The 23,531-nt window shown below is 73.9% G+C and carries 19 protein-coding genes and 7 tRNA genes; 12 read left to right on the forward strand and 14 right to left on the reverse strand.

Features of this window, described 5'->3' with window-relative positions; genetic code table 11:
* Nucleotides 1-68: 68 nt before the first annotated feature.
* A complete protein-coding gene (gene thrS / locus ACFWFZ_RS15905; protein WP_387122482.1) occupies nt 69-2,045 on the reverse strand; it encodes a threonine--tRNA ligase in 1,977 nt (658 codons plus the stop codon).
* Nucleotides 2,046-2,297: 252 nt separating this feature from the next.
* Here thrS and ACFWFZ_RS15910 point away from each other — a divergent pair, with 252 nt between their 5' ends.
* Nucleotides 2,298-2,810: a GNAT family N-acetyltransferase gene (locus ACFWFZ_RS15910; protein WP_387122485.1), complete on the forward strand. Its 513-nt coding sequence runs from the start codon at nt 2,298-2,300 to the stop codon at nt 2,808-2,810.
* On the opposite strand, the gene ACFWFZ_RS15915 is transcribed toward ACFWFZ_RS15910, so the two are convergent.
* Nucleotides 2,752-3,987, reverse strand: a complete 1,236-nt coding sequence (locus tag ACFWFZ_RS15915) for a hypothetical protein (protein ID WP_387122488.1) — start codon at nt 3,985-3,987, stop codon at nt 2,752-2,754. The two genes, ACFWFZ_RS15910 and ACFWFZ_RS15915, sit on opposite strands and share 59 nt — an antisense overlap.
* Nucleotides 3,987-4,601 carry a DUF4365 domain-containing protein gene (locus ACFWFZ_RS15920; protein WP_387122491.1) on the reverse strand — a complete coding sequence of 205 codons (615 nt, stop codon included), beginning with the start codon at nt 4,599-4,601 and terminating at the stop codon, nt 3,987-3,989. Before ACFWFZ_RS15920 ends, ACFWFZ_RS15915 begins: the two co-directional genes overlap by 1 nt.
* Before the next feature lie 221 nt (nt 4,602-4,822).
* On the opposite strand from ACFWFZ_RS15920, the gene ACFWFZ_RS15925 reads away from it, so the two are divergent.
* Entirely contained in the window at nt 4,823-5,548 is a 726-nt protein-coding gene (locus ACFWFZ_RS15925; protein ID WP_387122494.1) for a 3'-5' exonuclease, read from the forward strand.
* 62 nt (nt 5,549-5,610) lie between these two features.
* Here ACFWFZ_RS15925 and ACFWFZ_RS15930 read toward each other — a convergent pair.
* A tRNA-Val gene (locus ACFWFZ_RS15930) sits at nt 5,611-5,682 on the reverse strand.
* 138 nt (nt 5,683-5,820) lie between these two features.
* On the opposite strand from ACFWFZ_RS15930, the gene ACFWFZ_RS15935 reads away from it, so the two are divergent.
* The gene (locus ACFWFZ_RS15935; RefSeq protein ID WP_387122498.1) at nt 5,821-8,190 is read left to right on the forward strand and encodes an SCO7613 C-terminal domain-containing membrane protein; all 2,370 of its coding nucleotides are present in this window, start codon (nt 5,821-5,823) and stop codon (nt 8,188-8,190) included.
* A gap of 68 nt (nt 8,191-8,258) precedes the next feature.
* On the opposite strand, the gene ACFWFZ_RS15940 is transcribed toward ACFWFZ_RS15935, so the two are convergent.
* A tRNA-Val gene (locus ACFWFZ_RS15940) sits at nt 8,259-8,330 on the reverse strand.
* Between the two features lie 46 nt (nt 8,331-8,376).
* Nucleotides 8,377-8,910, reverse strand: a complete 534-nt coding sequence (locus ACFWFZ_RS15945; protein WP_387122501.1) for a TIGR02611 family protein — start codon at nt 8,908-8,910, stop codon at nt 8,377-8,379.
* Between the two features lie 176 nt (nt 8,911-9,086).
* Between ACFWFZ_RS15945 and ACFWFZ_RS15950 the strand changes: the two genes are divergently transcribed.
* Nucleotides 9,087-9,500, forward strand: a complete 414-nt coding sequence (locus tag ACFWFZ_RS15950; protein ID WP_030011909.1) for an SsgA family sporulation/cell division regulator — start codon at nt 9,087-9,089, stop codon at nt 9,498-9,500.
* Between the two features lie 199 nt (nt 9,501-9,699).
* On the forward strand, nt 9,700-10,320 hold the full coding sequence (locus ACFWFZ_RS15955; protein WP_387122504.1) for a CGNR zinc finger domain-containing protein: 621 nt from the start codon (nt 9,700-9,702) through the stop codon (nt 10,318-10,320).
* 259 nt (nt 10,321-10,579) lie between these two features.
* Here ACFWFZ_RS15955 and ACFWFZ_RS15960 read toward each other — a convergent pair whose 3' ends face one another.
* Nucleotides 10,580-10,996 (reverse strand): hypothetical protein, encoded by a 417-nt coding sequence (locus ACFWFZ_RS15960; RefSeq protein WP_387122507.1) that lies wholly within the window; start codon nt 10,994-10,996, stop codon nt 10,580-10,582.
* A gap of 191 nt (nt 10,997-11,187) precedes the next feature.
* On the opposite strand from ACFWFZ_RS15960, the gene ACFWFZ_RS15965 reads away from it, so the two are divergent.
* Nucleotides 11,188-11,682: a DsbA family protein gene (locus tag ACFWFZ_RS15965; RefSeq protein ID WP_387122510.1), complete on the forward strand. Its 495-nt coding sequence runs from the start codon at nt 11,188-11,190 to the stop codon at nt 11,680-11,682.
* Nucleotides 11,683-11,753: 71 nt separating this feature from the next.
* Here the strand turns inward: ACFWFZ_RS15965 and ACFWFZ_RS15970 are convergent, their stop codons facing one another.
* The 3 genes from ACFWFZ_RS15970 to ACFWFZ_RS15980 all read right to left on the reverse strand — a co-directional run bounded on the left by ACFWFZ_RS15970 (nt 11,754) and on the right by ACFWFZ_RS15980 (nt 14,665).
* A complete protein-coding gene (locus ACFWFZ_RS15970) occupies nt 11,754-12,596 on the reverse strand; it encodes a GNAT family N-acetyltransferase (RefSeq protein WP_387122512.1) in 843 nt (280 codons plus the stop codon).
* Nucleotides 12,597-12,752: 156 nt separating this feature from the next.
* Complete coding sequence (locus ACFWFZ_RS15975) at nt 12,753-13,586, reverse strand: aminotransferase class IV (protein WP_387122515.1); 834 nt, start codon at nt 13,584-13,586, stop codon at nt 12,753-12,755.
* The gene (locus ACFWFZ_RS15980) at nt 13,583-14,665 is read right to left on the reverse strand and encodes a chorismate-binding protein (RefSeq protein ID WP_387122517.1); all 1,083 of its coding nucleotides are present in this window, start codon (nt 14,663-14,665) and stop codon (nt 13,583-13,585) included. The genes ACFWFZ_RS15975 and ACFWFZ_RS15980 overlap by 4 nt, the downstream gene beginning before the upstream one ends.
* Nucleotides 14,666-14,844: 179 nt before the next feature.
* On the opposite strand from ACFWFZ_RS15980, the gene ACFWFZ_RS15985 reads away from it, so the two are divergent.
* The 5 genes from ACFWFZ_RS15985 (at nt 14,845) to ACFWFZ_RS16005 (ending at nt 15,319) form a co-directional block, all read left to right on the forward strand.
* Nucleotides 14,845-14,917, forward strand: a tRNA-Gly gene (locus tag ACFWFZ_RS15985).
* A gap of 39 nt (nt 14,918-14,956) precedes the next feature.
* Nucleotides 14,957-15,030, forward strand: a tRNA-Cys gene (locus ACFWFZ_RS15990).
* A gap of 1 nt (nt 15,031) precedes the next feature.
* Nucleotides 15,032-15,103: transfer RNA gene (locus ACFWFZ_RS15995), tRNA-Val, on the forward strand.
* A gap of 19 nt (nt 15,104-15,122) precedes the next feature.
* Nucleotides 15,123-15,194: transfer RNA gene (locus tag ACFWFZ_RS16000), tRNA-Val, on the forward strand.
* Between the two features lie 50 nt (nt 15,195-15,244).
* A tRNA-Val gene (locus ACFWFZ_RS16005) sits at nt 15,245-15,319 on the forward strand.
* Between the two features lie 205 nt (nt 15,320-15,524).
* On the opposite strand, the gene ACFWFZ_RS16010 is transcribed toward ACFWFZ_RS16005, so the two are convergent.
* Nucleotides 15,525-15,710 carry a hypothetical protein gene (locus tag ACFWFZ_RS16010; protein WP_030032802.1) on the reverse strand — a complete coding sequence of 62 codons (186 nt, stop codon included), beginning with the start codon at nt 15,708-15,710 and terminating at the stop codon, nt 15,525-15,527.
* A gap of 550 nt (nt 15,711-16,260) precedes the next feature.
* On the opposite strand from ACFWFZ_RS16010, the gene ACFWFZ_RS16015 reads away from it, so the two are divergent.
* Nucleotides 16,261-17,466 (forward strand): serine/threonine-protein kinase, encoded by a 1,206-nt coding sequence (locus tag ACFWFZ_RS16015; protein WP_387122680.1) that lies wholly within the window; start codon nt 16,261-16,263, stop codon nt 17,464-17,466.
* A gap of 4 nt (nt 17,467-17,470) precedes the next feature.
* On the opposite strand, the gene ACFWFZ_RS16020 is transcribed toward ACFWFZ_RS16015, so the two are convergent.
* From ACFWFZ_RS16020 to cobT, 3 genes are all read right to left on the reverse strand, one after another.
* Entirely contained in the window at nt 17,471-18,277 is an 807-nt protein-coding gene (locus ACFWFZ_RS16020; protein ID WP_387122521.1) for a TrmH family RNA methyltransferase, read from the reverse strand.
* Nucleotides 18,278-18,319: 42 nt separating this feature from the next.
* Entirely contained in the window at nt 18,320-19,555 is a 1,236-nt protein-coding gene (gene cobA, locus ACFWFZ_RS16025; protein WP_387122524.1) for a uroporphyrinogen-III C-methyltransferase, read from the reverse strand.
* Between the two features lie 449 nt (nt 19,556-20,004).
* Nucleotides 20,005-23,280 (reverse strand): nicotinate-nucleotide--dimethylbenzimidazole phosphoribosyltransferase, encoded by a 3,276-nt coding sequence (cobT, locus tag ACFWFZ_RS16030; protein ID WP_387122527.1) that lies wholly within the window; start codon nt 23,278-23,280, stop codon nt 20,005-20,007.
* Nucleotides 23,281-23,531 lie beyond the last annotated feature (251 nt).

The following is a 23,531-nucleotide window of genomic DNA, read 5'->3' on the forward strand; positions in this document are numbered from 1 at the left end:
ATGACCTTGCCAGGGCGGACGAGGAAGGCCCCCGGAAAGTGATCACTTTCCGGGGGCCTGGTCGGGGATCAGACCTGGACGCGGTCCGCGACGACCTTCGCCAGCTTGGCCAGCGCCTCGTCCTTCGGGATGCCGTTCTCCTGCGAACCGTCGCGGTAGCGGAAGGAGACCGTGCCCGCTGCCATGTCCTCGTCACCGACGATGATCATGAACGGCACCTTGAGCTTCTGGTGGTTGCGGATCTTCTTCTGCATCCGGTCGGAGGAGGCGTCCACCTCGACGCGCAGGCCCTGCTTCTTCGCCTCGGCGGCGAACTCCTGCAGGTACTCCACGTGCCCGTCGCCGATCGGGATGCCGACGGCCTGGACCGGGGCCAGCCACGGCGGCATGGCGCCCGCGTAGTGCTCCAGCAGCACGGCGAAGAACCGCTCGATCGAGCCGAACAGCGCGCGGTGGATCATGACCGGGCGCTGGCGGGAGCCGTCCGGGGCGGTGTACTCCAGGTTGAAGCGCTCCGGCAGGTTGAAGTCGAGCTGCACGGTCGACATCTGCCAGGTACGGCCGATGGCGTCGCGCGCCTGCACGGAGATCTTCGGGCCGTAGAAGGCCGCGCCGCCCGGGTCGGGGGTCAGCGGGAGGCCCTGCTTCTCGGCGACCTGCTGGAGGACCGCGGTGGCCTCCTCCCAGACCTCGTCCGAGCCGACGAACTTCTCGGGGTCCTTGGTGGACAGCTCCAGATAGAAGTCGGTCAGGCCGTAGTCGCGCAGCAGGTTCAGCACGAAGGTGAGGGTGCGGTCGAGCTCGTCGGCCATCTGCTCACGGGTGCAGTAGATGTGCGCGTCGTCCTGGGTGAAGCCGCGGGCCCGGGTCAGGCCGTGCACGACGCCGGACTTCTCGTACCGGTACACGGTGCCGAACTCGAAGAGGCGCAGCGGCAGTTCGCGGTAGGAGCGGCCGCGCGCGTCGAAGATCAGGTTGTGCATCGGGCAGTTCATGGGCTTGAGGTAGTAGTCGGTACCACCGTCGAGCTGCATGGGGGGGTACATGCCCTCCGCGTACCAGTCCAGGTGGCCGCTCTTCTCGAAGAGCGCGCCCTTGGTGGCGTGCGGCGAGTAGACGAACTCGTAGCCCTCCTCCTCGTGCCGGCGGCGCGAGTAGTCCTCCATGGTGCGGCGGATGATGCCGCCGCGCGGGTGGAAGACGGCGAGGCCGGAGCCGATCTCGTCCGGGACGGAGAAGAGGTCGAGCTCGTTGCCGAGCTTGCGGTGGTCGCGCTTCTCGGCCTCGGCGAGGAAGTCGAGGTGGGCCTTCAGCTCCTCCTTCGACGGCCACGCGGTGCCGTAGATGCGCTGGAGCATCGGGTTCTTCTCGCTGCCGCGCCAGTAGGCGGCCGCGTTGCGCATGAGCTTGAACGCCGGGATGTTGCGGGTGGTGGGCAGGTGGGGACCGCGGCAGAGGTCCTTCCAGCACAGCTCGCCGGTCTTGGCGTCCAGGTTGTCGTAGATGGTCAGCTCGCCGCCGCCCACCTCGACGTTCGCACCGTCGTCGGTGGACGCGGAGCCCTTGATGCCGATGAGCTCCAGCTTGTACGGCTCGTCCGCGAGCTCCTCGCGGGCCGCCTCGTCGGTGACGACGCGGCGGGAGAAGCGCTGGCCGCGCTTCTGGATCTCCTGCATCTTCTTCTCGACGGCCTTGAGGTCCTCCGGGGTGAAGGGCCGGGCCACGTCGAAGTCGTAGTAGAAGCCGTCGCGGACCGGCGGGCCGATGCCGAGCTTGGCCTCGGGGAACAGCTCCTGCACGGCCTGCGCCATGACGTGCGCGGTGGAGTGGCGCAGGATGTTGAGGCCGTCCTCGGAGGAGATCTCCACCGGCTCGACGGTCTCGCCGTCGCGCACCTCGTAGCTGAGGTCCTTGAGCTCGCCCGCGACGCGGGCGGCGACGATGGTGCGCTCGCCGGCGAAGAGCTCCGCCGCCGTAGTGCCCGTGGCCACCACGCGCTCGTCCCGCTCGGAATCGCGTTGGATGATCACACGGACGTCTGACACCGGTCTCTCCTGACTCAGGGGGTGCGCGAGCGAACGCTGCGCGCCTGAATCGTACCGAGCGGAGTGGCTGCGCCGCTAAACGGTTACTCCCGGGCTCGGCCTGGACCCCCTCCCGATGGCACGGCGCCCCACTGGCGAACCCCGGCCTCGCGGCCCGCGCAGGAGCCGCCCCGCGCCGCGCGAAAATCCGGCCGCGTCGCCGGAAGGGCACCGGTAGCGTGAGGGGCTGCCCCAGCCCCCGGAGGGACCCGCATGCCGAACCCGCAGATCCGTCCCCTGGACCTGGCCGACGATGCCACCGCCGACGCCGTGCACCGGATCGGCCGGGCCGCGTACGCCGTCGAGGCGGAGATCATCGGCTTCGACGGGATCCCCGCCCTCGGTGAGACCCTCGCCGAGATGCGCGCCCAGGCACTGCGCTGGGTCGGGGCCGTCTCCGAGGGCGGGGAGCTGGCCGGGTTCCTTGCCTGGGAGGAGGAGCCCGACGGCGGCGTCTGCATCGACCGGCTCTGCGTGGCCCCGGCCTTCTTCCGCCGCGGCGTCGCCTCCCTGCTGCTGCGCCACGCGCTGGCGGAGCTCTTCCCCGGCCGTCCCGTCCACGTCACCACGGGCGCCGCCAACGCCCCCGCCGTCCGCCTCTACGAGGGCTTCGGCTTCGACCGGGGCGCGGACTTCTCCCCCGTCCCGGGCTTGGCCATGGCCTCCTTCAGTCGTCCGACGGCAGGACGTCCGCCGGGTCGAAGGACGCGTCCAGCGACTTCATGAGGCGGTCCCGCTCGACCTCGTCGAGCGGGACGGGGCTCACGTCCGTGGCGTCGGTGAGCCTGCGGAAGCCGCCCCTGCGCTGCAGCCGGCCGCTGATCCGGATCGGCAGGCCCACCAGGTGCGCGTGGCCCGCCACCCGGTACGCCTCCTCGTCGAGCGCGGCGCGTACGTACGAAACCTCCGCCCCGGCCAGGACCCGCAGCCGGACCGTGCCCCCGCCGCCCGGGGCCGAGCGCCGCATCCGGACCACCGCCCCCGCGACGCGCACCGGTACGGCCTGCTCGTCGCGGGTGTAGCGGGCCGCCGCCTCCCGCAGGACCGGCAGGTCGCCCGGGGAGAACTCCACCGGCTCGGGCCGGGCCGCGCAACCCGCCGGTACCCCCGCCGCCGGCGCCCAGGCCAGCCCGACACGGGCGCCCTCCGAGCCCCGCACCAGTGCGATCAGCGCCTCGGCGAGCTCTCGGCTGACCCCCGCCCCCACGGCGGCGTCGAAGGCCTCCATGCCGCCGGTGGCCCGCTGGTAGTCCGCAGCATCGCGGGCCGCGTGGAGGGCGTGGTGCAGCCGCGTCACGATGCCCCGCCCGCCGTCCACCGGCACGTACGCGCTCAAGTGCCGCCCGCCCGGCTGCGGCCCCACCAGGACCGTGTCCAGGGCCCGTTCGGCCTGGGCCCGGTAGCGGGCGCCGTAGTAGCCGGCCCTCGCCCTCGCGGCGAGCGCCCCGGCGAGCAGCAACTGCCGGGCGGCCGAGCGCAGCTGCTCCTGCGCGGTCCAGGCGGCCTCGCCCTCCAGCCCGTAGGCCCCGGGCGGGACCTCCCGCTCCCAGCGGATCTCGTCGCTGGGCACGCTCAGCCCGTAGAGGACCTCCCGCGCGGACGGGAGCGTGCTGCGCGAGAGCGCGGTCAACGCCTCCTCCAGGAGGTCGGTGCAGTCGGGGAAGGCCCGGTTCTCGGGGACGAGCACGCTGGTGCCGTCGTATCCGGGCGGTGTCCAGCGCCCGTACCGGCCGGCGGACCCGCCCCGGCGCAGCCAGCCGTGCCGGTGCAGGAGCGCGCCGAGCACGGCGGGGTCGACCTGCGCGGGATCGGGCGCGGCGGAGTGCGGGAAGTCCGGGAGGTGCCCGGGGCGGCCGTGGTCCGGGGGCAGCAGTGGTTCGAGGTTCGACGGGTGCCAGTGCATCAGGGTGTCCCTCCCGACCCGACCCGGGTCATGATCTCGCACAGCGCCCGGTCGTCGAAGATCCGCGCGGTCGGTATCCGTACGGTGGTCCGGCGCCGGCCGGTCACGGGGTGTCCGGCGAGATTGGTCCAGTAGCAGCAGTGGCGAAGGTCGAGCCGGTCGTGTCCGGCGGCGAGCCACTCCTCGCGCTCCCGCGGGACGAGCATCACGACGAGGATCTTGTGGACGGCGACCGGGGTGCGGGCCAGCTTCACCAGGTGCTCGTTGTCGAGGGTGAAGGCGAAGGTGGGGCCGGGCGGCCGGGGCGGTACCTGGTACGTCGCCTTCAACTGCACCTTGACGGTGACCTCGTCGTCGACGACGTGCTCGGGGGCCCCGTGACTGACGTGCCAGTCCACGCCGTTGTCCGGGAAGGGCTGGGACAGCGAGCAGCCGGCCGCGGCGGCGACGGCGTGCAGGTATCCCACTTGGAGGGTCTCCATGCAGGCGGTGGTGGCGAGTGTGCCGCGCAGCGGTACGGCCCGCGTCCCGTCCGGTGCACCTGTACCGGTACCGGTCCGCGGATCGATCTGCCCCGCCAGCACCCCGCCCGGTTCGGGCTGTGCGAGCGCCATGGCCGGCTCCCCGTGCCTTCCGGGCTCTGCTTTCGGTGGTGGGTGGGTGACGACCGGTCATGTGTACGGTCCCCCATGGGTGTTGTCTCCGCACCCGGGTCGCGGCAAACGGCGTACGGAACAAACAGCCCGGGTATCACCGATTCGGGCAGGGGCGGCACGTTCCGAGGCGGCGGCGCCCGGCTGCACCCCAACTGCCGACCGGGGACGAGGAGTTCGCCATGAACCGCTGGTATGAGGGCCCGCTGGCCGCATTCGACACGGAGACCACCGGGGTGGACGTGGAACAGGACCGGATCGTGTCCGCCGCGCTCATCGTGCAGGAGTGCGCGGGCGGCCGGGTCCGCACGACGCGCTGGCTGGTCAATCCCGGCGTTCCGGTGCCCGCGGGCGCGACGGAAGTGCACGGGCTCACCGACGAGCACCTTCAGCGCCACGGGCGCTGGCCGGCGCCCGTAGTGGAGGAGATAGCCCGCGCGCTCGGGGAGCAGCAGGTGGCGGGCCGGCCGGTGGTGGTGATGAACGCGCCGTTCGACCTGACGCTGCTGGACCGGGAGTTGCGCCGGCACCGGGCGTCGTCGCTGTCGCGGTACCTGGACAACCGGCCGCTGACGGTGCTGGACCCGCGGGTGCTGGACAAGCACCTGGACCGGTACCGCAAGGGCCGCCGGACGCTGACGGACCTGTGCGCGCACTACGGGATCGAGCTGGAGGGCGCCCACGACGCGGCGGCGGACGCGATGGCCTCGCTGGAGCTCGTCCGGGCGGTGGGCCGCCGGTTCGCCCCGCGGCTGGAGCGGCTGACGCCGGCCGAACTGCACACGCTGCAGGCGGTCTGGCACGCGGCGCAGGCGCGCGGGCTGCAGGCGTGGTTCGCGCGGCAGGGGACGCCGGAGGCGGTGGACCCGCACTGGCCGCTGCGGCCGGACCTGTCGGCGGCCGCGTAGGGGGGGCAGGGGTCCGGACATGCGGAAGGCCGGTCCGTCGTCGACGGACCGGCCTGACCCGGTGGGCGATACTGGGATCGAACCAGTGACCCCTTCGGTGTGAACGAAGTGCTCTCCCGCTGAGCTAATCGCCCGGGAACGCACTGAACAATACAGAAGCCTCGGGGCTGGTTCAAACCGCTTCCCCGGCCGGGCCCCGCCCGGGGGTACTCAGTACGTACTTGAGTACCCCCGCCCATGTCCTGACCGGTGGCGGGCGCCACACTCCGCATATGAACTCCCCTCTGCCGCCGGCCGAAGAGCTGGCGCTCATCGACCGTGAGCTGGCCCAACTCGATGCCCGGCGCCTGTATTTGCTGGCCCGCCGGGACTGGCTGCTGCGTCTGCTCCGGCAGTCGGGTGCGGCGCCGGTCCACTGGGGGCCCGCCTCGTCCGGTTCACCGGCTTCGTCCGGTTCGCCGGCTGCGCCGGCCTGGTCCGCCGGGCCGGCGAAGGAGGCTTCGGCCCCCAGCGCGCAGAACGTGCTGCTCACCCTGGGCGCGGTGCTGCTGGCCGTGGCCGCGCTGGCGTTCACTCTGGTCAGCTGGGGATCCATGGGGATCGCCGGGCGCTCGGCGGTGCTGGCCGCGGTGACGGTGGCGGCGCTGGCCGCCCCCGCGGTGCTGCTGCGCCGCGGGCTGCGGTCGACGGCGGAGTCGGTGGCCGCCGTGGGGCTGCTGCTGACGGTGCTGGACGCGTACGCGCTGTACGCGGTCGGCATGCCGGACGCGGACGGCACCGGGTACACGGCCGGCGCGGCCGCGGTGCTGGCGGCGGTGTGGGCCGGTTACGGGTCGGCGCTGCGCACGCTGCGGATCCCGCTGCCGGCGGCGGTGGTCGCGGCGCAGCTGCCGCTGCCGCTGGCCGCGGCGGCCTGGCAGGCGGGCCCGCTGGGGCTCGGCTGGGCGCTGCTGGTGACGGCGGCGCTGGACGCGGCGCTGGCGCTGCGGGTCCGGGCGGCGGCGGTCCCGGCGGCGCTGCTGGGTTCGGCGGCGCTGTTCGTCGGGGCGGTGCAGTCGTGGTCGGCGGGGTCGGCGGCGCAGGCCCTGGCCCCGGCGGCGCTGCTGCTGGCGGGCGCGGCCCTGGGGGCGGCGGCCGCCTGGCGGGAGCCGCGGGCCTGGGGTGCCGCTCTGGTGGGCGGCGTGGCGGCGGTGGCGGCCGTGGCCGGCGTGGCCCGGCCGGAGCTCGCTCCGGGCTGGGCGGTGGTGGCGCACCTGCTGGTGGGTCTGCCGCTGCTGGCGGCGGTACGGGTGCCCTCGCTGCCGGGGGCGGTGCGGCGGGGGGCGGTCGGGGCCGGGGTGGTGGTCGGCGCGCTCGGCTCGCTGGCGGCCGGCGCGGCGGTGGCACCGGTGCTGGTGGCCCGGCTGCGGGTGCTGGAGGAGGTGTGGGCGGCGACCACCCCGGCGGCGGATCCGTACGGGCCGGGGGCGGCGGCAGCGGTCGCGCTGCTGCTGGCGGCGGGGGCGGCCTGGTGGCTGTCGCGGGTGTCGTCGCGGCCGGAGCCGGGGGTGCTGGCGGTGGTGCTGGGCTGGTCGGGCCTGTTCTCCGCGCCGCTGCTGCTGGGGTTCCCGGTGGCGGCGGTGTTCGCGGCCCAGCTCGCGGTGACGGGCGCGGCGGGGGTCCTGGCCCTGCGCTCCTCGGGGCGGGGGGCCGGGATCGCCGCGGCCGGGTGTGCGCTGGCAGGGGCCTTGAACGTGTCCCTGAGCGCGCTGGACGGCCGCGCGGCGACCTTCGCGGTCTGGGGGCTGCTGGGCGCGGGCTGTGCGGCGGGAGCGGCGTACGGGCCCGCCGCGCGGTGGGTGCGGTCGGGGGCGGCCGTGTGCGCGGTCGGTTACGCGACGGGGCTGCTGGTGGCGGCGGCCGCGCTGACGGACCTGGCGGTGGTCTGGTGGGCGCTGCCGGTCCTCGCGGTCCCGGCGCTGGTGGCGGCACTCGGCCCGGGGCTGGGCGCCGTACGGCTGCCTGCCGAGATCGCGGCGGCCGTGTCGGGCGCCCTGGCCCTGGCCCTGTCCGCGGGACGGCCCGGGACGCTGGCGCTGGCCCTGGCGCTGTCCGGGGTGGTCTGCGCGGGGGCCGCGGTGCGGCCGGAGCGGCGGGTGCTGGGCTGGGCGGCGGGTGCGCTGTTCGTGGCGGCGACGTGGGTGCGGCTGGCGGATGCCGGTGTGACGGCGCCGGAGGCCTACACGCTGCCGGTCACCGTGCCCGCCCTCGCGGTGGGCTTCATGCGGCGGCGCCGGGACGCGCAGGCCTCGTCCTGGACGGCGTACGGACCGGGACTGGCGGCGACACTGCTGCCGAGCCTGTCGGCGGCCTGGGTCGACACGGACTGGGTGCGCCCGCTGGTGCTGGGGGCGGCCGCGCTGGCGGTGACCCTGTCGGGCGCCCGGTGGCGGCTGCAGGCCCCGCTCCTGCTGGGCGGCGCGGTGCTGGCGGCGGTGGCGGTGCACGAGCTGGCCCCGTACGTGGTGCAGGTCGCGGGGGCGCTGCCGCGCTGGGTGCCGCCGGCCCTGGCGGGCGTGCTGCTGCTGGCGGTGGGGGCCACGTACGAGAAGCGGCTGCGTGACGCCCGCAGGCTGCGGGCCGCGATCGGGCGGCTGCGGTAGGGCGGCTGCGGTAGGGCGGGAACGCCAGAGACCCGGAGACGGTGAAGTCTCCGGGCCTCAGGTCCGGGTGGGCGATACTGGGTTCGAACCAGTGACCCCTTCGGTGTGAACGAAGTGCTCTCCCACTGAGCTAATCGCCCGGACGCACCGCAAACATTACCCCATGTCAGCGGTGCTCTTTGACCATCACTGGTCCGTGAGGTCCCAGGGCAGGACGAGCCCGTACTTCCACAGGTAGAAGCCGATCAGGGCGCCCGCGATGACGAGGCCCGTGGTGGTCAGGATGATGTTGCGGCGGCGCACCTTCGGGTCGAGCGCCTTCTGGGCGGCCTCGGTGACCTTGCGCTTGGTCCAGCGCAGCACGAGGTGGGCCCAGGCGAACTCGGTGGCCCAGATCGCCAGCCCCGCGAAGATCGCGACCCAGCCGGGGCCGGGCAGGACGAGCATGGCCACGCCGGCGGCGATCACCGCGAGCCCGACGACGAAGACACCGACCTGCCAGCTGAGGTGCAGGGTCCTGCGGGCCTTGATGAAGGCGGGCGCCTTCGAGACGTGCAGCGCTTCGTCCGTGGCGTGCGCGTGATCCGTGGTCTGCGCTTCGGCCGTGGTGTGCGCGTCGGCCTGGTGTGCGGTGGTCCCCGTGGCGGATTCCTTGGTGGATTCCGCGGCGGCGGCGCCGGTAGCGGACTCGTTCGTTCCGCGGTCACTCCCCGTATGCATAGGTCGAATCTACCTGAGCGCGAAGCACACGGGAACGGTGGTTTGGATCCGCCGTCCGAGGGACCCAGAGGTCCGCAAAACGGTCAGAGGGGTTTACAACGCCACCGTAGGTGGCATGTCGATTTCGCCGACGTGCGAATCCCCGAGCGCACACTGAGCGAAAGGCCCTGGCGCTTATGAACACCACGGTCAGCTGCGAGCTGCACCTGCGCCTCGTTGTGTCGAGCGAGTCCTCACTGCCTGTTCCCGCGGGCCTGCGGTATGACACGGCCGACCCCTACGCCGTGCACGCCACCTTCCACACCGGCGCCGAGGAGACGGTCGAATGGGTGTTCGCCCGCGACCTCCTCGCGGAGGGCCTGCACCGGCCCACCGGTACCGGCGACGTCCGCGTCTGGCCCTCCCGCAGTCACGGTCAGGGCGTCGTCTGCATCGCCCTGAGCTCACCGGAGGGAGAAGCGCTTCTCGAAGCACCCGCCCGAGCCCTGGAGTCGTTCCTCAAGCGGACGGACGCCGCGGTCCCACCCGGGACCGAACACCGGCACTTCGACCTCGACAAGGAGCTCTCCCACATCCTGGCCGAAAGCTGAACCAGGCTCACAGCCGCTCGGCACCGTCCGACTCGGGGCGACGGTGCGGAGCGGACAACCACATACGCCTGCGCCCGGCGCTGTTCCCGCGGAAGCCACCCGCGAGGACGGCGCCTGTGTGCTGCACGGGGACCGGCTATTGTCGGGCGGCATCAGCGGCGCGCCCGTCGCCGCAGGCCCGGCCCCCGAGGGAGACACCGTGCAGATCCCACACGACACCCGTCGCGCGCTCGACGTCGTCGTCGCGCTGGTGAACACCGCGGCCGAACCGGACCAGCCCGACGGGCTCTCGGACATCGGCGCTCTGCGCGACTTCGTCCAGGAGTACTCGATCAGCGACGTCGGCGAGCTCGGGGCCCGCGATCTGGCGGGGGTGCGGACCGTGCGCTCGAAGTTCGCCCAGGTCTTCGCGGCGCCGACCGCCCGCGCAGCGTCCGTGCTGATCAACGAGCTCGTGGCGACCGCGGGCACCACCCCGCAGCTGACCGACCACGACGGCTACGACTGGCACGTGCACTACTTCGCCCCGGGCGCCTCGGTGGGCGACCACCTCGCGGCCGACGGCGGCATGGCACTGGCCTTCATCGTGGTCTCCGGGGAAGAGGAGCGGCTGCGCCGCTGCGAGGCCCCCGACTGCCGACGCGCCTTCGTCGACCTCTCGCGGAACCGCTCCCGGCGCTACTGCGACAGCCGGACCTGCGGGAACCGGCTGCACGTGGCGGCGTACCGGGCCCGCCGCAAGGAGGCCGACGCGGGACCGTCAGAGCAGGAACAGATCGTGCACGGCGGCCAGCAGCAACAGGATCCCGATCACCGCTAGGAAGATCATCAGGGGCGGCTGGGAAAGCGCGAACAGACAGCCCCGCGGCTCGTCGGCAACAGGGTCGGCGGGTACCGCGACAGGCGCCGCGGGGTCACTCTGCGATGTCTCGAACATGTCGGGGCGATGATGGCGCAGCGCACCGCCCCGCACCCTTCAACACGCCAACACTCGCGCGGCAGTTCGCTCGATCTCGTGGACGCATCGCCCTCTGCGCCCCCCGGCCCCCCTCGGCGTGCTTCGCGCCCGGGACCGTCGGTCAGATGCCGTGCTTCTTGAGGATGGCCTCGATGTCGGAGAAGTCGTCCGCGGGAGCCTGGGGCGGGGCGGCACCCAGGGAGGGCTTGGAGGCGGCCGGGGCGACGGTCTCCGGGGACGGGCCGGCTTTCGTGCTCTTCGCGGGCTTGCCGGCACCGCCCAGGCTGCGCCGCTCCACGGCGCGGGTGCTGACGAGGATCAGCCAGGCCAGCCCCAGCAGCCCGAATCCGATCCAGACGGTCGGGTTGAAGACGATGCCGGTCAACCACTCCACGACACCCGTCATCACGAGGCCGACCGGCACCAGCGCGTACGCGGTGATCCGCGCCGCGGCCAGGAACCGCCTGCGGTAGGCGGTCACTGCGGCGATGCCCAGGCCCGCCGCGGACACCGCGGAGCAAATGGTCTCGGCAAGCATGCGGTCCTCCGGACTCTCGGCGGCGGGGAATCTGTCCCCGTCCGTCCATCGTGCACCGCCCGCCGCCGCCGCGGCCAGGCGCTGGGCCTCCCCCGAGCGGATCTCCGGGAAAAGTAGGGGATGTCCTGCCGGTCGGGGGTCCTGCGCAGGTGCCGGTCGGCGGGGCGGGCGGGGGCTGGGAGACTGTTCGCATGACCGATTCCGTGATCCTCGACGTCTGGTGCGATCTGCAGTGCCCGGACTGCCACCGCGCCCTGGACGATGTCCGCGCCCTGCGGGCCCGCTACGGTGACCGGCTGGACATCCGGCTGCGCCACTTCCCCCTGGAGAAGAACAAGCACGCCTTCGCAGCCGCGCAGGCGGCCGAGGAGGCCGCCGAGCAGGGGCAGGGCTGGCCCTACGCCGAGGCCCTGCTGGCCCATACGGCGGAGCTGGCCGAGAAGGGCGAGCCCGTGCTGCTGGACGTGGCCCGCGGCCTGGGTCTGGACGCCGAGGAGTTCGACACCGCCCTGATCGACGGACGGCACATCCTGATCGTCGACGCCGACCAGGCCGAGGGCAAGGCGATCGGCGTGACCGGGACCCCCACGTACGTGATCGACGGCAAGCGCCTCGACGGCGGCAAGAGCCAGGAGGGCCTGCGCGCCCGCATCGAGGAGATCGTCGACCGCCTCCTGGCCGCCTGATCCGTGGCGCGGCACTCGGGTCTGTATCGAGTTGCCACGCCGCTACGCCGCGGGGCAACTCGATACAGGCCCTAGATCAGCTCCTTCGCGGCGTTCACCGCGATGTCCCGGTACCCGAGCGACTCGTAAAGCCGCCGGGCCGGGGTGTTGCCCTCGACCACGTGCAGGCCCAGCCGGCGGCCTCCGGCGGCCAGGACGGTCCGCTCGGCGAGGAGCATGAGGGTCCGCCCGTGGCCCCGCCCGCGGTGTTCGGGTGCGACCTTGACGTCGTACACGTACGGAACGGCGCCGAGGCCGGGCAGCTCGCACTCCCCGGTCCACACCGTGCCCAGGGTCTCCCCCTCCGTGGTCTCCAGCAGGAGGAAGTCCGCCCCGGGGGTGTCCGGGCCGTCGGGCAGCATCCTGGCGTGTTCGGCGCGGGAGGCGGCCACGCCCTGCTCGTCGGTCATGCCGGGGGCGACGAGCCGGCGGCCGTACTCGACGATGCCCGGCTCCAGCCAGGCGTCGAACTCGGCCCGGGTCATCGGCCGGCCGACACTGCCCGGCGGGAGGCCAGGCGGCTGCGCCGGCAGTTCCTTGACCATGATCCGGCCGGTCTCCCGGTAGCCCAGGGCCGCGGCCATCCGCAGCGCCGGTCCGGCGTCGGCGGGTACCGACACCGCGATACCGGTGCAGCGCCAGGAGCGCAGCACCTCTTCGGCGGCGAGCGCGGCGACCGTGCCGCGCCCGCGCCGGCGGTCGCCCTCGTCGATCCACAGCCCCCGGATCACGCCGATGGAGGGCTGGGCGGCGGACCGGGTGGCCAGTTCGAGCGTGCCGACCCGCCGACTGTTGACCCGGACCTCGTAGGTCTGCCGCCGGGTGCCGTCACTGTTTCGCTGGAGCGGCTGCGCGGGCCGCAGGGTGGTGGTCATCACTTGGAGTTCTACCTGCCCAGCGGCTCCACGTCACCGGTGCGTGCGGACCGGCTGTGCGCGTACCGGTCTTCACAGCCCGGTCTTCACGGACCGGTCTTCACGGACCGGTCTTCACGGACCGGTCTTCACGGACCGGTGTTCACGGATCGGGGTTCACGGATCGAGGTCCGCGCCGGCTTTCGCCTCGAAGATCCGCATGACCTCGGCCGTGACGGGCCCGGGCCCGGGCCCGGCTCCGCTCCCGAGTTCGCGGCCGTCGAGGCGGACGACCGCCTGGGCGTCGCGCAGCGAGGAGGTCACGAAGACCTCCTCGGCCTGCGCGAGCACCTCGAAGGGCAGGTCGGTCTCCTTGGCACCGGTCCAGTCGACGATGAGGGCCCGGGTGATCCCGGCGAGGCAGCCGGATTCCAGGGGCGGGGTGTGCAGTTCCCCGTCGAGCACGACGAACACGTTGGAGCCGGTGCCCTCGCACAGCCGTCCGACGGTGTTGGCCAGCAGCGCCTCGGAGGCCCCGGCCCGGTGCGCGGCGGCGAGCGCGACCACGTTCTCCGCGTACGAGGTGGTCTTCAGGCCGGCGACGGCGGAGCGCTCGTTGCGGACCCAGGGCACGGTGACGACAGAGGTGGTCTCGGGGCGGCGCGGGGACGCGGCGACGGCGGCGATCAGGGTGGTCTCGGCGTCGCCCCGGTCGGAGCCGAGCGGGGCGACACCGCCGGTGTAGGTGAGGCGCAGCCGCCCGTGCTCGACCGGTTCGGCCTCCAGCACGGCGGCGCAGGCGCGGCGCACCTCGTCGAGGTCGGGATCGGGCAGGCCCAGGCCCCGGGCCGAGCGGGTCAGCCGTTCGAGGTGGCGGGTGAGCGCGAAGGGCCGGCCGCGGACGGCCTTGAGCGTCTCGAAGACGCCGTCGCCCACGGTGAGCCCGTGGTCGAGGACGGAAACCGTCGCGCTGTCGACGTTCCTCAGGGCTCCGTCGAGCCAGATTCTCATGGTGCTGTCCTTCCGGTGGTGCCGTTCGCCTCCCGGGTCGCGCCGGCCTCCCGGCCCGCCGCGACCCGCAGCAGGCGTGCGGCCTTGAGCTCGGTCTCCGCCCACTCGCGGTCGGGGTCGGACCCCCAGGTGATGCCGGCCCCGGTGCCGAAGAGCAGGCGGGGGCCGCCGGGGGCCGACCGGTCGATCCAGAAGGTCCGGATGCCGACCGCGAGCTCGCCGGCGCCGCGGTCCGCGTCGACCCAGCCGATGCCTCCGCAGTAGGGGCCGCGCGGTGCGGTCTCCAGGGCCTCGATGATCCGCAGGGCGGACGACTTGGGCGCGCCGGTGACGGAGCCGGGCGGGAAGGTCGCGTCGAGGAGTTCGGGCCAGCCGGCGCCGTCGGCCAGTTCGCCGCTCACGGTGGAGACGAGGTGTACGAGGCCGGGGTGCTCCTCGACAGCGCACAGCTCGGGAACGGCCACGGAGCCCGTGGCGCAGACCCGGCCGAGGTCGTTGCGTACGAGGTCCACGATCATCACGTTCTCGGCGTGGTCCTTGGGGAGGAGGTCGTCGGCGGTGCGGCCGGTGCCCTTGATGGGCCCGGACTCGACCCGGCGGCCGTCGCGGCGCAGGAAGAGCTCGGGTGAGGCGGTGGCGATCTCCACGCCGTACGCGGCGAGGCGAATCGTTCCTGCGAAGGGTGCGGGGTTGCCGCGGGCGAGGAGCGAGGTGAGGGCGTCGACATCGGCGCGGTCCGGGTCGGGCAGCGGCGCGGACATCACCCGGCAGAGGTTGGCCTGGTAGACCTCGCCGGCCGCGATGTGCTCGCGGATGCGGCGTACGCCGGCGACGTACGCGGCGCGGTCGAGGGAGGAGGTCCACCGGTCGGCGTCGGGGCCGCGCCAGGCACCGGGCACGGGCGCCGGTACGGGGTCGGGGCGCACGTCCCCGAAACGCGCGCAGACGAGGCGCCCTTCGAAGTCGGCGGCCACCGCCCAGAAGCCGGTGGAGTCGAGGGCGGCGGGGTCACTGGTGACATCCCGCAGGTCGGTCGCGAGGAGGCCGGCGAAGCGGGCCATGGGGGGCAGGTCGTGCACGGCTGCGAGTCTATGACCGGCGACGCGACGGCGCCGGTGCGGTGACCGCCGGGTGACCTGTGGTGATCGAGCGGCAGCACGCTGCGGAAACGCGTTTTTGAGCTGGACCGGGAATCCGCTAGAGTTCAACACGTCGCCGGGGAGCGAAGGGGGAAACCCCGGAGCGAACAAGGTGACCTGCGGACGTAGCTCAGTTGGTAGAGCACCACCTTGCCAAGGTGGATGTCGCGAGTTCGAGTCTCGTCGTCCGCTCGAAGTGGGGGATCTTCCCGAGAACCCCTGCAGCTCCATGGTGGAGTGGCCGAGAGGCGAGGCAACGGCCTGCAAAGCCGTCTACACGGGTTCAAATCCCGTCTCCACCTCCAAGGACGATTAGCTCAGCGGGAGAGCGCTTCCCTGACACGGAAGAGGTCACTGGTTCAATCCCAGTATCGTCCACTGATCCGCAAGGGTCCCCGCGCGATTAGCTCAGCGGGAGAGCGCTTCCCTGACACGGAAGAGGTCACTGGTTCAATCCCAGTATCGCGCACGCAGTACAGGCACCATCGAGCACCACCTGCGGTTTCGCACCGCGGTCCCGCGCGATTAGCTCAGCGGGAGAGCGCTTCCCTGACACGGAAGAGGTCACTGGTTCAATCCCAGTATCGCGCACCACCGACAGAGCCCCGGCCGTTTCGACGGCCGGGGCTTTCGCGTTCCTCCACACGGGTGCGCGGGCGTCAAAAAAGGGTGGTGCCCGTACGACTCCCCAGTCGTACGGGCAGCACCCTTCATCTGCCGTCCGTCGCGCCCCCGTCCCCACGGGGTACGACAGGCCGATGTCCCGGCCCGGGCCGCTCTCCCGGGCCCGGGGCGCCGCTCAGCGCCCCGGCATCATGCCCACGGACGACGCCTGCGCCGCCAGCTGATCGAATCCTCCGAAGAGGAAGAGCAGCAGTGCGGCCAGGGGGAGCACCATGGCCGCGGCCACCAGTGGGTGGCGGGTGCCGGACTCATGGCTGTTGAACGCGAATGCCTTGCGTCCCTGCCGTGCGATGCCCGCCATGGCCCTCTCCCTGTCGTCTGGCAGCGGCGGGCTTTTGACCTCGGGGGACGAGTGCACCACCCGCCGCTTGACTTCAACACTAGGCGGGCGGACGGCCGCCGGCCTCATGCCCTCGTACCCATTCCCGGGCCTCCAGGAGGATGACGGCGAACACGCCGCGTACTCCCCTGGGTGGAGAGCGTCCCCCTTGCGTCGGGGTCTTCCCCGAGGGGATGACCGGAGGGTAGTGACTTCCCTCACTTGCGTCACTCCCTGTTCGTGCGTGTCCGCCGACCGGGCATCCGCAAGATCGACTCGGGTCGCGGCGGCTCCGGCGCGCGCTCCGGTGCGCACCGGCCTGCCCCCGTACGCCAATCCCCTTGCCCGAAGGGCCGTTTGAGCACGCTGCCGGCTCCGGCCGGGCTGCGGCTCCGGATGCCTGAGACTCCCTCAAGTGTGCTGTGCCGCACTGACGATCGAATCTCCCGACGAGGGCGCGGCCTCTGAGCACGCATGCCGGATGGTCCGTAAGCTGTGCCAGGTCAACAGGACGACCGTCAGCGGGGTGGACATGGCGATGATGCGGCTCCGGCGCGAGGACCCGCGTGTCGTCGGCTCGTTCAGACTGCACCGGCGGCTCGGGGCCGGCGGCATGGGCGTGGTCTACCTGGGCTCGGACCGGCGCGGGCAGCGGGTCGCCCTCAAGGTCATCCGGCCGGACCTCGCCGAGGACCAGGAGTTCCGCTCGCGGTTCGCCCGCGAGGTGTCCGCCGCCCGGCGGATCCGGGGCGGGTGCACGGCGCGCCTGGTCGCCGCGGACCTGGAGGCCGAGCGGCCGTGGTTCGCCACCCAGTACGTGCCCGGCCCCTCGCTCCACGACAAGGTCGCCGAGGAGGGCCCCCTGACGGCCGCTCAGATCGCCGCCGTCGGCGCCGCGCTCTCCGAGGGGCTGGTCGCCGTCCACGAGGCGGGTGTCGTCCACCGGGACCTGAAGCCCTCCAACATCCTGCTGTCCCCCAAGGGCCCGCGGATCATCGACTTCGGCATCGCCTGGGCGACCGGGGCGAGCACCCTCACCCATGTGGGTACGGCCGTCGGCTCCCCCGGCTTCCTCGCACCCGAGCAGGTCCGGGGCGCCGCCGTCACGCCGGCCACCGACGTCTTCGCGCTCGGCGCCACCCTCGCCTACGCGGCGACCGCCGACTCGCCCTTCGGGCACGGCAGTTCCGAGGTCATGCTGTACCGCGTCGTGCACGAGGAACCGCACCTGCAGGGCGTCCCGGACGCACTGGCGCCCTTGGTACAGGCCTGCCTGGCCAAGGACCCCGAAGAGCGGCCCAGCACACTCCAGCTGTCGATGCGGCTCAAGGAGATCGCGGCCCGCGAGGCGCAGGGGCTGTCGGACGGCCGCCCGCCGGCGCAGCGGGCGCGGACGGAGCGGCCGACGGGACGGCTGCCCGAGGGGGCCGTGGACCACGCGGAGCGTACGGAGCGCCGTACGGGCGGCAGCGCGCCCCGGGCGGCGCAGGGCGGCGCGCCCGGCGGCCCGCACTCGCGTCCCTCCTCCTCGCGCAACCCGCGCAACCCGCGCAACCCCGGGGGCCCGTCCTCCCGGCCGACCGCGGGACGCACGGGCGGCCGCCCGGCGCCCAGGACGACGGGGACGGGACGGCGCCCCTCACGGCCGGACCCGAAGCTGATGCGCCAGCGCCTGATCGTGTTCATCGTGGTCACGCTGATCGTGGCACTGGGCATCGCCGCCGCCCAGAAGCTGTAGCGCGCTACCCCTGGGCCACCGCGTAGAAGGCGACCGCGGCGGCGGCGCCCACGTTCAGGGAGTCCACACCGTGGGCCATGGGGATGCGCACCCATTCGTCGGCGGCGACGAGCGCCTGTGTGGACAGGCCGTCGCCCTCGGCGCCGAGCATCAGGGCGACCCGCTCCAGGGACTGCGGAGCGGCCACCTCGATCGGCGTCGCCTTCTCGTGCGGGGTCAGCGCCAGCAGCTTGAAGCCGGCCTCGCGGACCGAGTCCAGGCTCTTGGGCCAGGCCTCCAGGCGGGCGTAGGGCACGGAGAACACCGCGCCCATGGAGACCTTCACCGAGCGCCGGTAGAGCGGGTCGGCGCAGTCGGGCGACAGCAGCACCGCGTCCATGCCGAGGGCGGCGGCGCTGCGGAAGATGGCCCCGATGTTGGTGTGGTCGTTGACCGCTTCCATGACGACCACGCGGCGGGTCGTGGCGAGGAGTTCCCCGGCCGTGGGCAGCGGCTTGCGCTGCATGGAGGCGAGGGCCCCGCGGTGCACGTGGTAGCCGGTGACGCGCTCGGCGAGGTCGGGGCTGACGGCGTAGACCGGTGCCGGGAGCTCGTCGATGACGTCGCGCATGACGTCGACCCACTTGGCGGAGAGCAGCATCGAGCGCATCTCGTACCCGGCGTCCTTGGCCCGTCTGATGACCTTCTCGCCCTCGGCGATGAAGAGGCCTTCCGCGGGCTCGCGCCTGCGCCGGAGTTCGACGTCGGTCAGGCCCGTGTAGTCGCGCAGGCGCGGGTCGTCGGGGTCGGTGATGGTGATGAGATCAGCCACAGGGTGATACTGCCTTGTCCTGGGTGCGGTGCCAACGGCCTGTCAGGCGCTGGTGGTGGGAAGGTCCGGGGTTCCGACGCGGACGACCTCGCCGATGACGATGACCGCGGGCGGCCGGACCTCCTCGGCGCGGACCCGCTCGCCGACCGTGGCGAGGGTCGCGTCCACCCGGCGCTGGGTGGCGGTGGTGCCCTCCTGGACGACGGCGACGGGGGTGTCGGCGGAGCGGCCGTGCCGGACGAGCGCCTCGGCGATCAGGCCGATCTTGTCGACGCCCATGAGGACCACCAGGGTGCCCGTGAGCTTGGCGAGGGAGGCCCAGTCCACCAGGGACCGCGGGTCGTCGGGGCCGACGTGGCCGCTGACCACGGTGAACTCGTGGGCCACGCCCCGGTGGGTGACCGGGATACCGGCGGCCGCGGGCACCGAGATGGAGCTGGAGATGCCCGGCACGACGGTGCAGGCGATCCCCTCCGCGGCGAGCGCCTGGAGCTCCTCCATCCCCCGCCCGAAGACGTACGGGTCACCGCCCTTGAGCCGGACCACCGCCTTGCCGGCCTTGGCGTGCTCGATCAGCGCGTTGTTGATGGCCTCCTGGGCCATGAACCGGCCGTACGGGATCTTCGCGGCGTCGATCACCTCGACGTGCGGGGGGAGTTCGTCGAGCAGGTCGCGGGGGCCGAGCCGGTCGGCGATGACCACATCCGCCTCGGCGAGGAGGCGGCGGCCGCGCACGGTGATCAGGTCGGGGTCGCCGGGGCCGCCGCCGACGAGGGCGACGCCGGGGGTGGACCTGTGGCGGTGGCCGGGGGCGGCGAGGCTGCCGTCGCGCAGACCCTCGACCACGGCGTCGCGCACGGCGGCGGACCGGCGCGGGTCGTTGCCCGTCAGCACGGCGACGGTGACGCCTTCGATACGGCCGGTGGCCGGGGTCCAGGCGGTGGCCGCGGAGGCGTCGTCGGCGCGGACGCACCAGACGCGCTCGCGCTCGGCCTCGGCGGAGGCCTCTTCGTTGACGTCGCGGTGCTGCGTGGCGATGAGGGCGTACCAGGCGCCGGCGAGGTCGCCGTCCTGGTAGCGGCGGCGCTCCCAGCGGATCTCGCCGGTCTCGGCCATGGCGTCCACGGAGGGGGTGGCGGAGGGCGAGACGAGCAGGACGTCGGCGCCGGCGGCGACGAGCGCCGGGAGGCGGCGCTGGGCGACCTGGCCACCGCCGATGACGACGACGCGGCGGCCGGCGAGGCGGAGTCCTACGGGGTAGGCGGGGGTGTCGGCCATGGCGGTGCGGCTCCTGAAGGCGGCGGTTCTGAGCGTGCCGCTGCGGCGTTGGAGCGGCGGTGTACTGACGTGCGGTGATCCGGTGCGGGTCCACCATACGGCGCGGGCCGTCCCGTAGCGCGGACGGGGGCCGCGCCCGGCCTCCCGGGGCTCCGCCCCGGACCTACGCGCCTCAAGCGCCGGCGAGGCTGCATGGACGGGGCCGGTCTGCCGGGTGCGGCTCAAGGATCGGGGCTGCGCCCCGGCGCGTGGCCGGGTTCCGGCCCGTGGCCGGGTTCCGGCGCGAAGCCCGAGCCGGACCGGTCTGGGGTTCGGCGATGGGTTCGCTCGGCCTGCGGGGACCTCCCGGAGTGTCCCCACCCCACAGCGGCCCGCACCGCGGATCCGCTCTCGCCGGGTGGGCGAGGCGCACGCCCGGAACCGCCGAGCGAACCCGCAGGGGGCCGGAGTTACTTCTCGGTGACGCCCGCCGAGTCGAACGTGGCGACCTCGTGCATCGCGCGGGCCGCGCTCTGGACCAGCGGGAGGGCCAGCAGGGCGCCCGTGCCCTCGCCGAGGCGGAGGTCCAGGTCGACCAGGGGGCGCAGGCCCAGCTTGTTCAGGGCCGCCACGTGCCCCGGCTCGGCGCTGCGGTGGCCCGCGATGCAGGCCGACAGCGACTCGGGCGCGATGGCACGGGCGACCAGCGCGGCGGCCCCGGCACTGACGCCGTCCAGGATCACCGGCGTACGCAGGGACGCGCCGCCCAGGAGGAGGCCCACGATCGCCGCGTGCTCCAGGCCGCCGATCGCGGCGAGGACGCCGATCGGGTCCGCCGGGTCGGGCTGGTGGAGCTCCAGGGCACGGCGTACGACGTCGACCTTGCGGGCGTGCGTCTCGTCGTTGATGCCGGTGCCGCGGCCGGTGACCTCCGACGGATCGACTCCCGTGAAGACCGAGATCAGGGCTGCGGAGACCGTGGTGTTCGCGATGCCCATCTCGCCGGTGAGGAGCGCCTTGTTGCCCGCCGCGACGAGGTCGCGGGCCGTCTCGATGCCGACCTCGATGGCCGCGACCGCTTCCTCGCGGGTCATCGCCGGGCCGGTGGACAGGTCCGCCGTGCCCGGGCGGACCTTGCGGGGCAGGAGGCCCGGGGTGGCGGGCAGGTCGCCCGCGACGCCGACGTCGATGACGCAGACCTCGGCGCCCACCTGGTTGGCGAAGGCGTTGCAGACCGCGCCGCCGCCCAGGAAGTTGGCGACCATCTGCGTGGTGACCTCCTGGGGCCACGGGGTGACGCCCTGGGCGTGCACGCCATGGTCTCCCGCGAAGATCGCGACGGCGGCCGGCTCCGGGATCGGCGGCGGGCAGACCCGGGACAGGCCCGCCAGCTGGGCCGAGATGATCTCCAGCATGCCCAGCGCGCCCGCCGGCTTGGTCATGCGCTTCTGCCGCTCCCAGGCCTCGCCGAGCGCCTTCGCGTCGAGGGGCCGGATGCTGGCGACCGTCTCGGAGAGGAGGTCGTGCGGCTCCTCACCGGGCAGCGCGCGGCGGCCGTAGGTCTCCTCGTGGACCACCCAGGAGAGCGGCCGGCGCTGCGACCAGCCGGCCTGGGCCAGCTCGGGCTCCTCCGGGAACTCGTCGACGTAGCCGACGCACAGGTACGCGACGACCTCCAGGTGCTCGGGCAGGCCGAGCTCGCGGACCATCTCGCGCTCGTCGAAGAAGCTCACCCAGCCGACGCCGAGGCCTTCGGCGCGCGCGGCGAGCCAGAGGTTCTCGACGGCGAGGGCCGATGAGTACGGGGCCATCTGCGGCTGGGTGTGCCGGCCGAGGGTGTGGCGGCCGCCGCGGGTGGGGTCGGCGGTGACGACGATGTTCACCGGGGTGTCGAGGATGGCCTCGATCTTGAGTTCCTTGAACTGCTTCGCCCGGGCCTTGGGCAGCGACTTCGCGTAGGCCTCACGCTGACGCTGGGCGAGCTCGTGCATCGTCCGGCGGGTCTCGGCGGAGCGGATGACGACGAAGTCCCAGGGCTGGGAGTGGCCGACGCTGGGCGCGGTGTGGGCCGCCTCCAGGACGCGGAGCAGCACCTCGTGCGGGATCGGGTCGGTGCGGAAGCCCTTGCGGATGTCGCGGCGCTCGCGCATCACGCGCAGGACGGCCTCGCGCTCGGCGTCGGCGTAGCCGGGGGCCGGCTCGCCGGCGGCGGGCTCGGCCTCGACGACCGCCTCGGGCTCGCCCTCGGGCTGGGGCGCGGGCTCCGCCTCGGGCTGTGCCTCGGCCGCGACGGCCTCGACCGGCTCGGCGGTCTCCTCGGGGGCGGCCGCCACAGGCTGCGGCTCGACGGCGACCGGCTCGACCGGCTCGACCGGCTCGACCGGGACGGGAGCGGCTTCGGCAGCCACCGGCTCCACGGGAGCGACCGCCACGGGCTCGGGCTGGACGGGCTCGGGCGCGACGGGCGATGCCGGCTCTTCGGGGGCGGCCGCCACGGGCTGCGGCTCGACGGCCGCCGGCTCGACCGGGACGGGAGCGGTCTCGGCCGGCGCCGGCTGCACCGGCTGCACCGGCTCGGTGGCGACGGCCTCGACCGGCTGGGCGGGCTGGGCGGGCTGGGCCGACTCCACGGGAGCGACGGGAGCGGCCGGAGCGACTGCCACCGGTACGACGGCCGGTGCCTCGGCGGCGACCGGCTCGGGGGTCTCCGCCGCGGGGAGCGCCTCGGCCGGTACGGCCTCGGGCTGCGCAGGGGCTTGAGCCACGGCCTCCGCGGGCACCGACTCGGGCTCGGGCTCCACGGCGGCCTGGACCGGCTCGGAGGCCTGGGCGGGCTCGGCGGCCTGGACCGGCTCGGAGGCCTGGGCGGGCTCGGGGGCCTGGGCGGGCTCGGGCGTGGCCGCCGGCTCGGGGGCCTGGGCGGCTTCGGCCGGCTGCGGCTCCGGTGCGGAGACCGGTTCCGGCGCCGCGGGGGCCTGCTGCTCCGGCACGGGGGCCTGCTCCGGTGTCCACGGCGCGCCGGCCTGCGGCGGGACCTCGCCGAGCTGCGGGGCGGCGGCGGGGTCCTGGGCGGCGTCCGTACGGGGGACGTCCAGGTACTCGGGCCCGATGGTCGGGGGGCCGGCCTGGTGAAGCGGGGTCGTGGGCGCCGCGGGGGCGAGCGGGGCGGCGGGCGCGCCGTGCGTCGCGGCCGGGCCGCGGTCCGCGAGGGAGCGTACGACTCCGCCGGTGGCCTCGGGCATGGGCGGGCCCATGTGGAGCGGGCGCCGGGCGGGGGCCACCGGGGCGGCGGGGGCGGCGGGCGGCGGGACGAGCCCGCCGAGGTCGAGCGCTCCGGAGTCCCGGCCGCCCGTCTCGTGCGCGCCCGCGCTGTAGGAGCCCTCGGGGAAGGCGGGCTGGGGGAACGCGGTGTACGCGGCCGGCTCCGGGTACGCCGCCGGGGCGCCCACGTACGCGGTCCCGGCGCCGAAGGAGGCGTCGGCGTACATCTGCTGCTCGGCGTGCTGGGGCTCCACGGGGAAGGCGGGGGCCTGCGGGACGACCTGCGGGTCGCTCCAGGAGCCCTGGGCGCTCGGCATCAGCAGGAGTTCCTCGTCCTCCGGCTCGGCCGGATTGTCCATGAGGTCCTGGAAGGCGTAGCCGGGCATCGGTGCCGGGATCTGGACCGGGGCGGGGAGGCCCTGCTGATCCACCATGCCCGTGTTGTCCGGGAGACCCTCGCCCGGGACCTGGCCGGTGTCAGTCATGCTTACCCCTCGCCCATCGTGTTGCCTCTTCGATCACCCGGTCGCCCACGAGGCCTCCGAGCGGAGTTGCCGTGCGGTGTCGCGGGTGCGACGAGTCCGTCTCACGTGCGCCTGCGCGACAACCAGTAAGCATTGTCGCGCCCGTGAGCGATCGTGGCGGCCATAACCACCACGGTCCTCTGTGGACTGCGCCACGTCGCGCGTCCGGGCCGTGTCGCGATGCCCGGAACGTCCGCGCGGTACGACGATCG

This window comes from Streptomyces sp. NPDC060232 (genome assembly GCF_042726555.1).
GTDB lineage: Bacteria > Actinomycetota > Actinomycetes > Streptomycetales > Streptomycetaceae > Streptomyces.

Bases quoted from the DNA above. Each gene is read 5' to 3' on its own strand.
- ACFWFZ_RS15910 (WP_387122485.1), top strand. From the start codon at position 2,298: ATGCCGAACCCGCAGATCCGTCCCCTGGACCTGGCCGACGATGCCACC.
- ACFWFZ_RS15915 (WP_387122488.1), bottom strand. From the start codon at position 3,987: ATGCACTGGCACCCGTCGAACCTCGAACCACTGCTGCCCCCGGACCAC.
- ACFWFZ_RS15920 (WP_387122491.1), bottom strand. From the start codon at position 4,601: ATGGCGCTCGCACAGCCCGAACCGGGCGGGGTGCTGGCGGGGCAGATC.
- ACFWFZ_RS15925 (WP_387122494.1), top strand. From the start codon at position 4,823: ATGAACCGCTGGTATGAGGGCCCGCTGGCCGCATTCGACACGGAGACC.
- ACFWFZ_RS15935 (WP_387122498.1), top strand. From the start codon at position 5,821: ATGAACTCCCCTCTGCCGCCGGCCGAAGAGCTGGCGCTCATCGACCGT.
- ACFWFZ_RS15945 (WP_387122501.1), bottom strand. From the start codon at position 8,910: ATGCATACGGGGAGTGACCGCGGAACGAACGAGTCCGCTACCGGCGCC.
- ACFWFZ_RS15950 (WP_030011909.1), top strand. From the start codon at position 9,087: ATGAACACCACGGTCAGCTGCGAGCTGCACCTGCGCCTCGTTGTGTCG.
- ACFWFZ_RS15960 (WP_387122507.1), bottom strand. From the start codon at position 10,996: ATGCTTGCCGAGACCATTTGCTCCGCGGTGTCCGCGGCGGGCCTGGGC.
- ACFWFZ_RS15965 (WP_387122510.1), top strand. From the start codon at position 11,188: ATGACCGATTCCGTGATCCTCGACGTCTGGTGCGATCTGCAGTGCCCG.
- ACFWFZ_RS15970 (WP_387122512.1), bottom strand. From the start codon at position 12,596: ATGACCACCACCCTGCGGCCCGCGCAGCCGCTCCAGCGAAACAGTGAC.
- ACFWFZ_RS15975 (WP_387122515.1), bottom strand. From the start codon at position 13,586: ATGAGAATCTGGCTCGACGGAGCCCTGAGGAACGTCGACAGCGCGACG.
- ACFWFZ_RS16010 (WP_030032802.1), bottom strand. From the start codon at position 15,710: ATGGCGGGCATCGCACGGCAGGGACGCAAGGCATTCGCGTTCAACAGC.
- ACFWFZ_RS16015 (WP_387122680.1), top strand. From the start codon at position 16,261: ATGGCGATGATGCGGCTCCGGCGCGAGGACCCGCGTGTCGTCGGCTCG.
- cobA (WP_387122524.1), bottom strand. From the start codon at position 19,555: ATGGCCGACACCCCCGCCTACCCCGTAGGACTCCGCCTCGCCGGCCGC.
- cobT (WP_387122527.1), bottom strand. From the start codon at position 23,280: ATGACTGACACCGGCCAGGTCCCGGGCGAGGGTCTCCCGGACAACACG.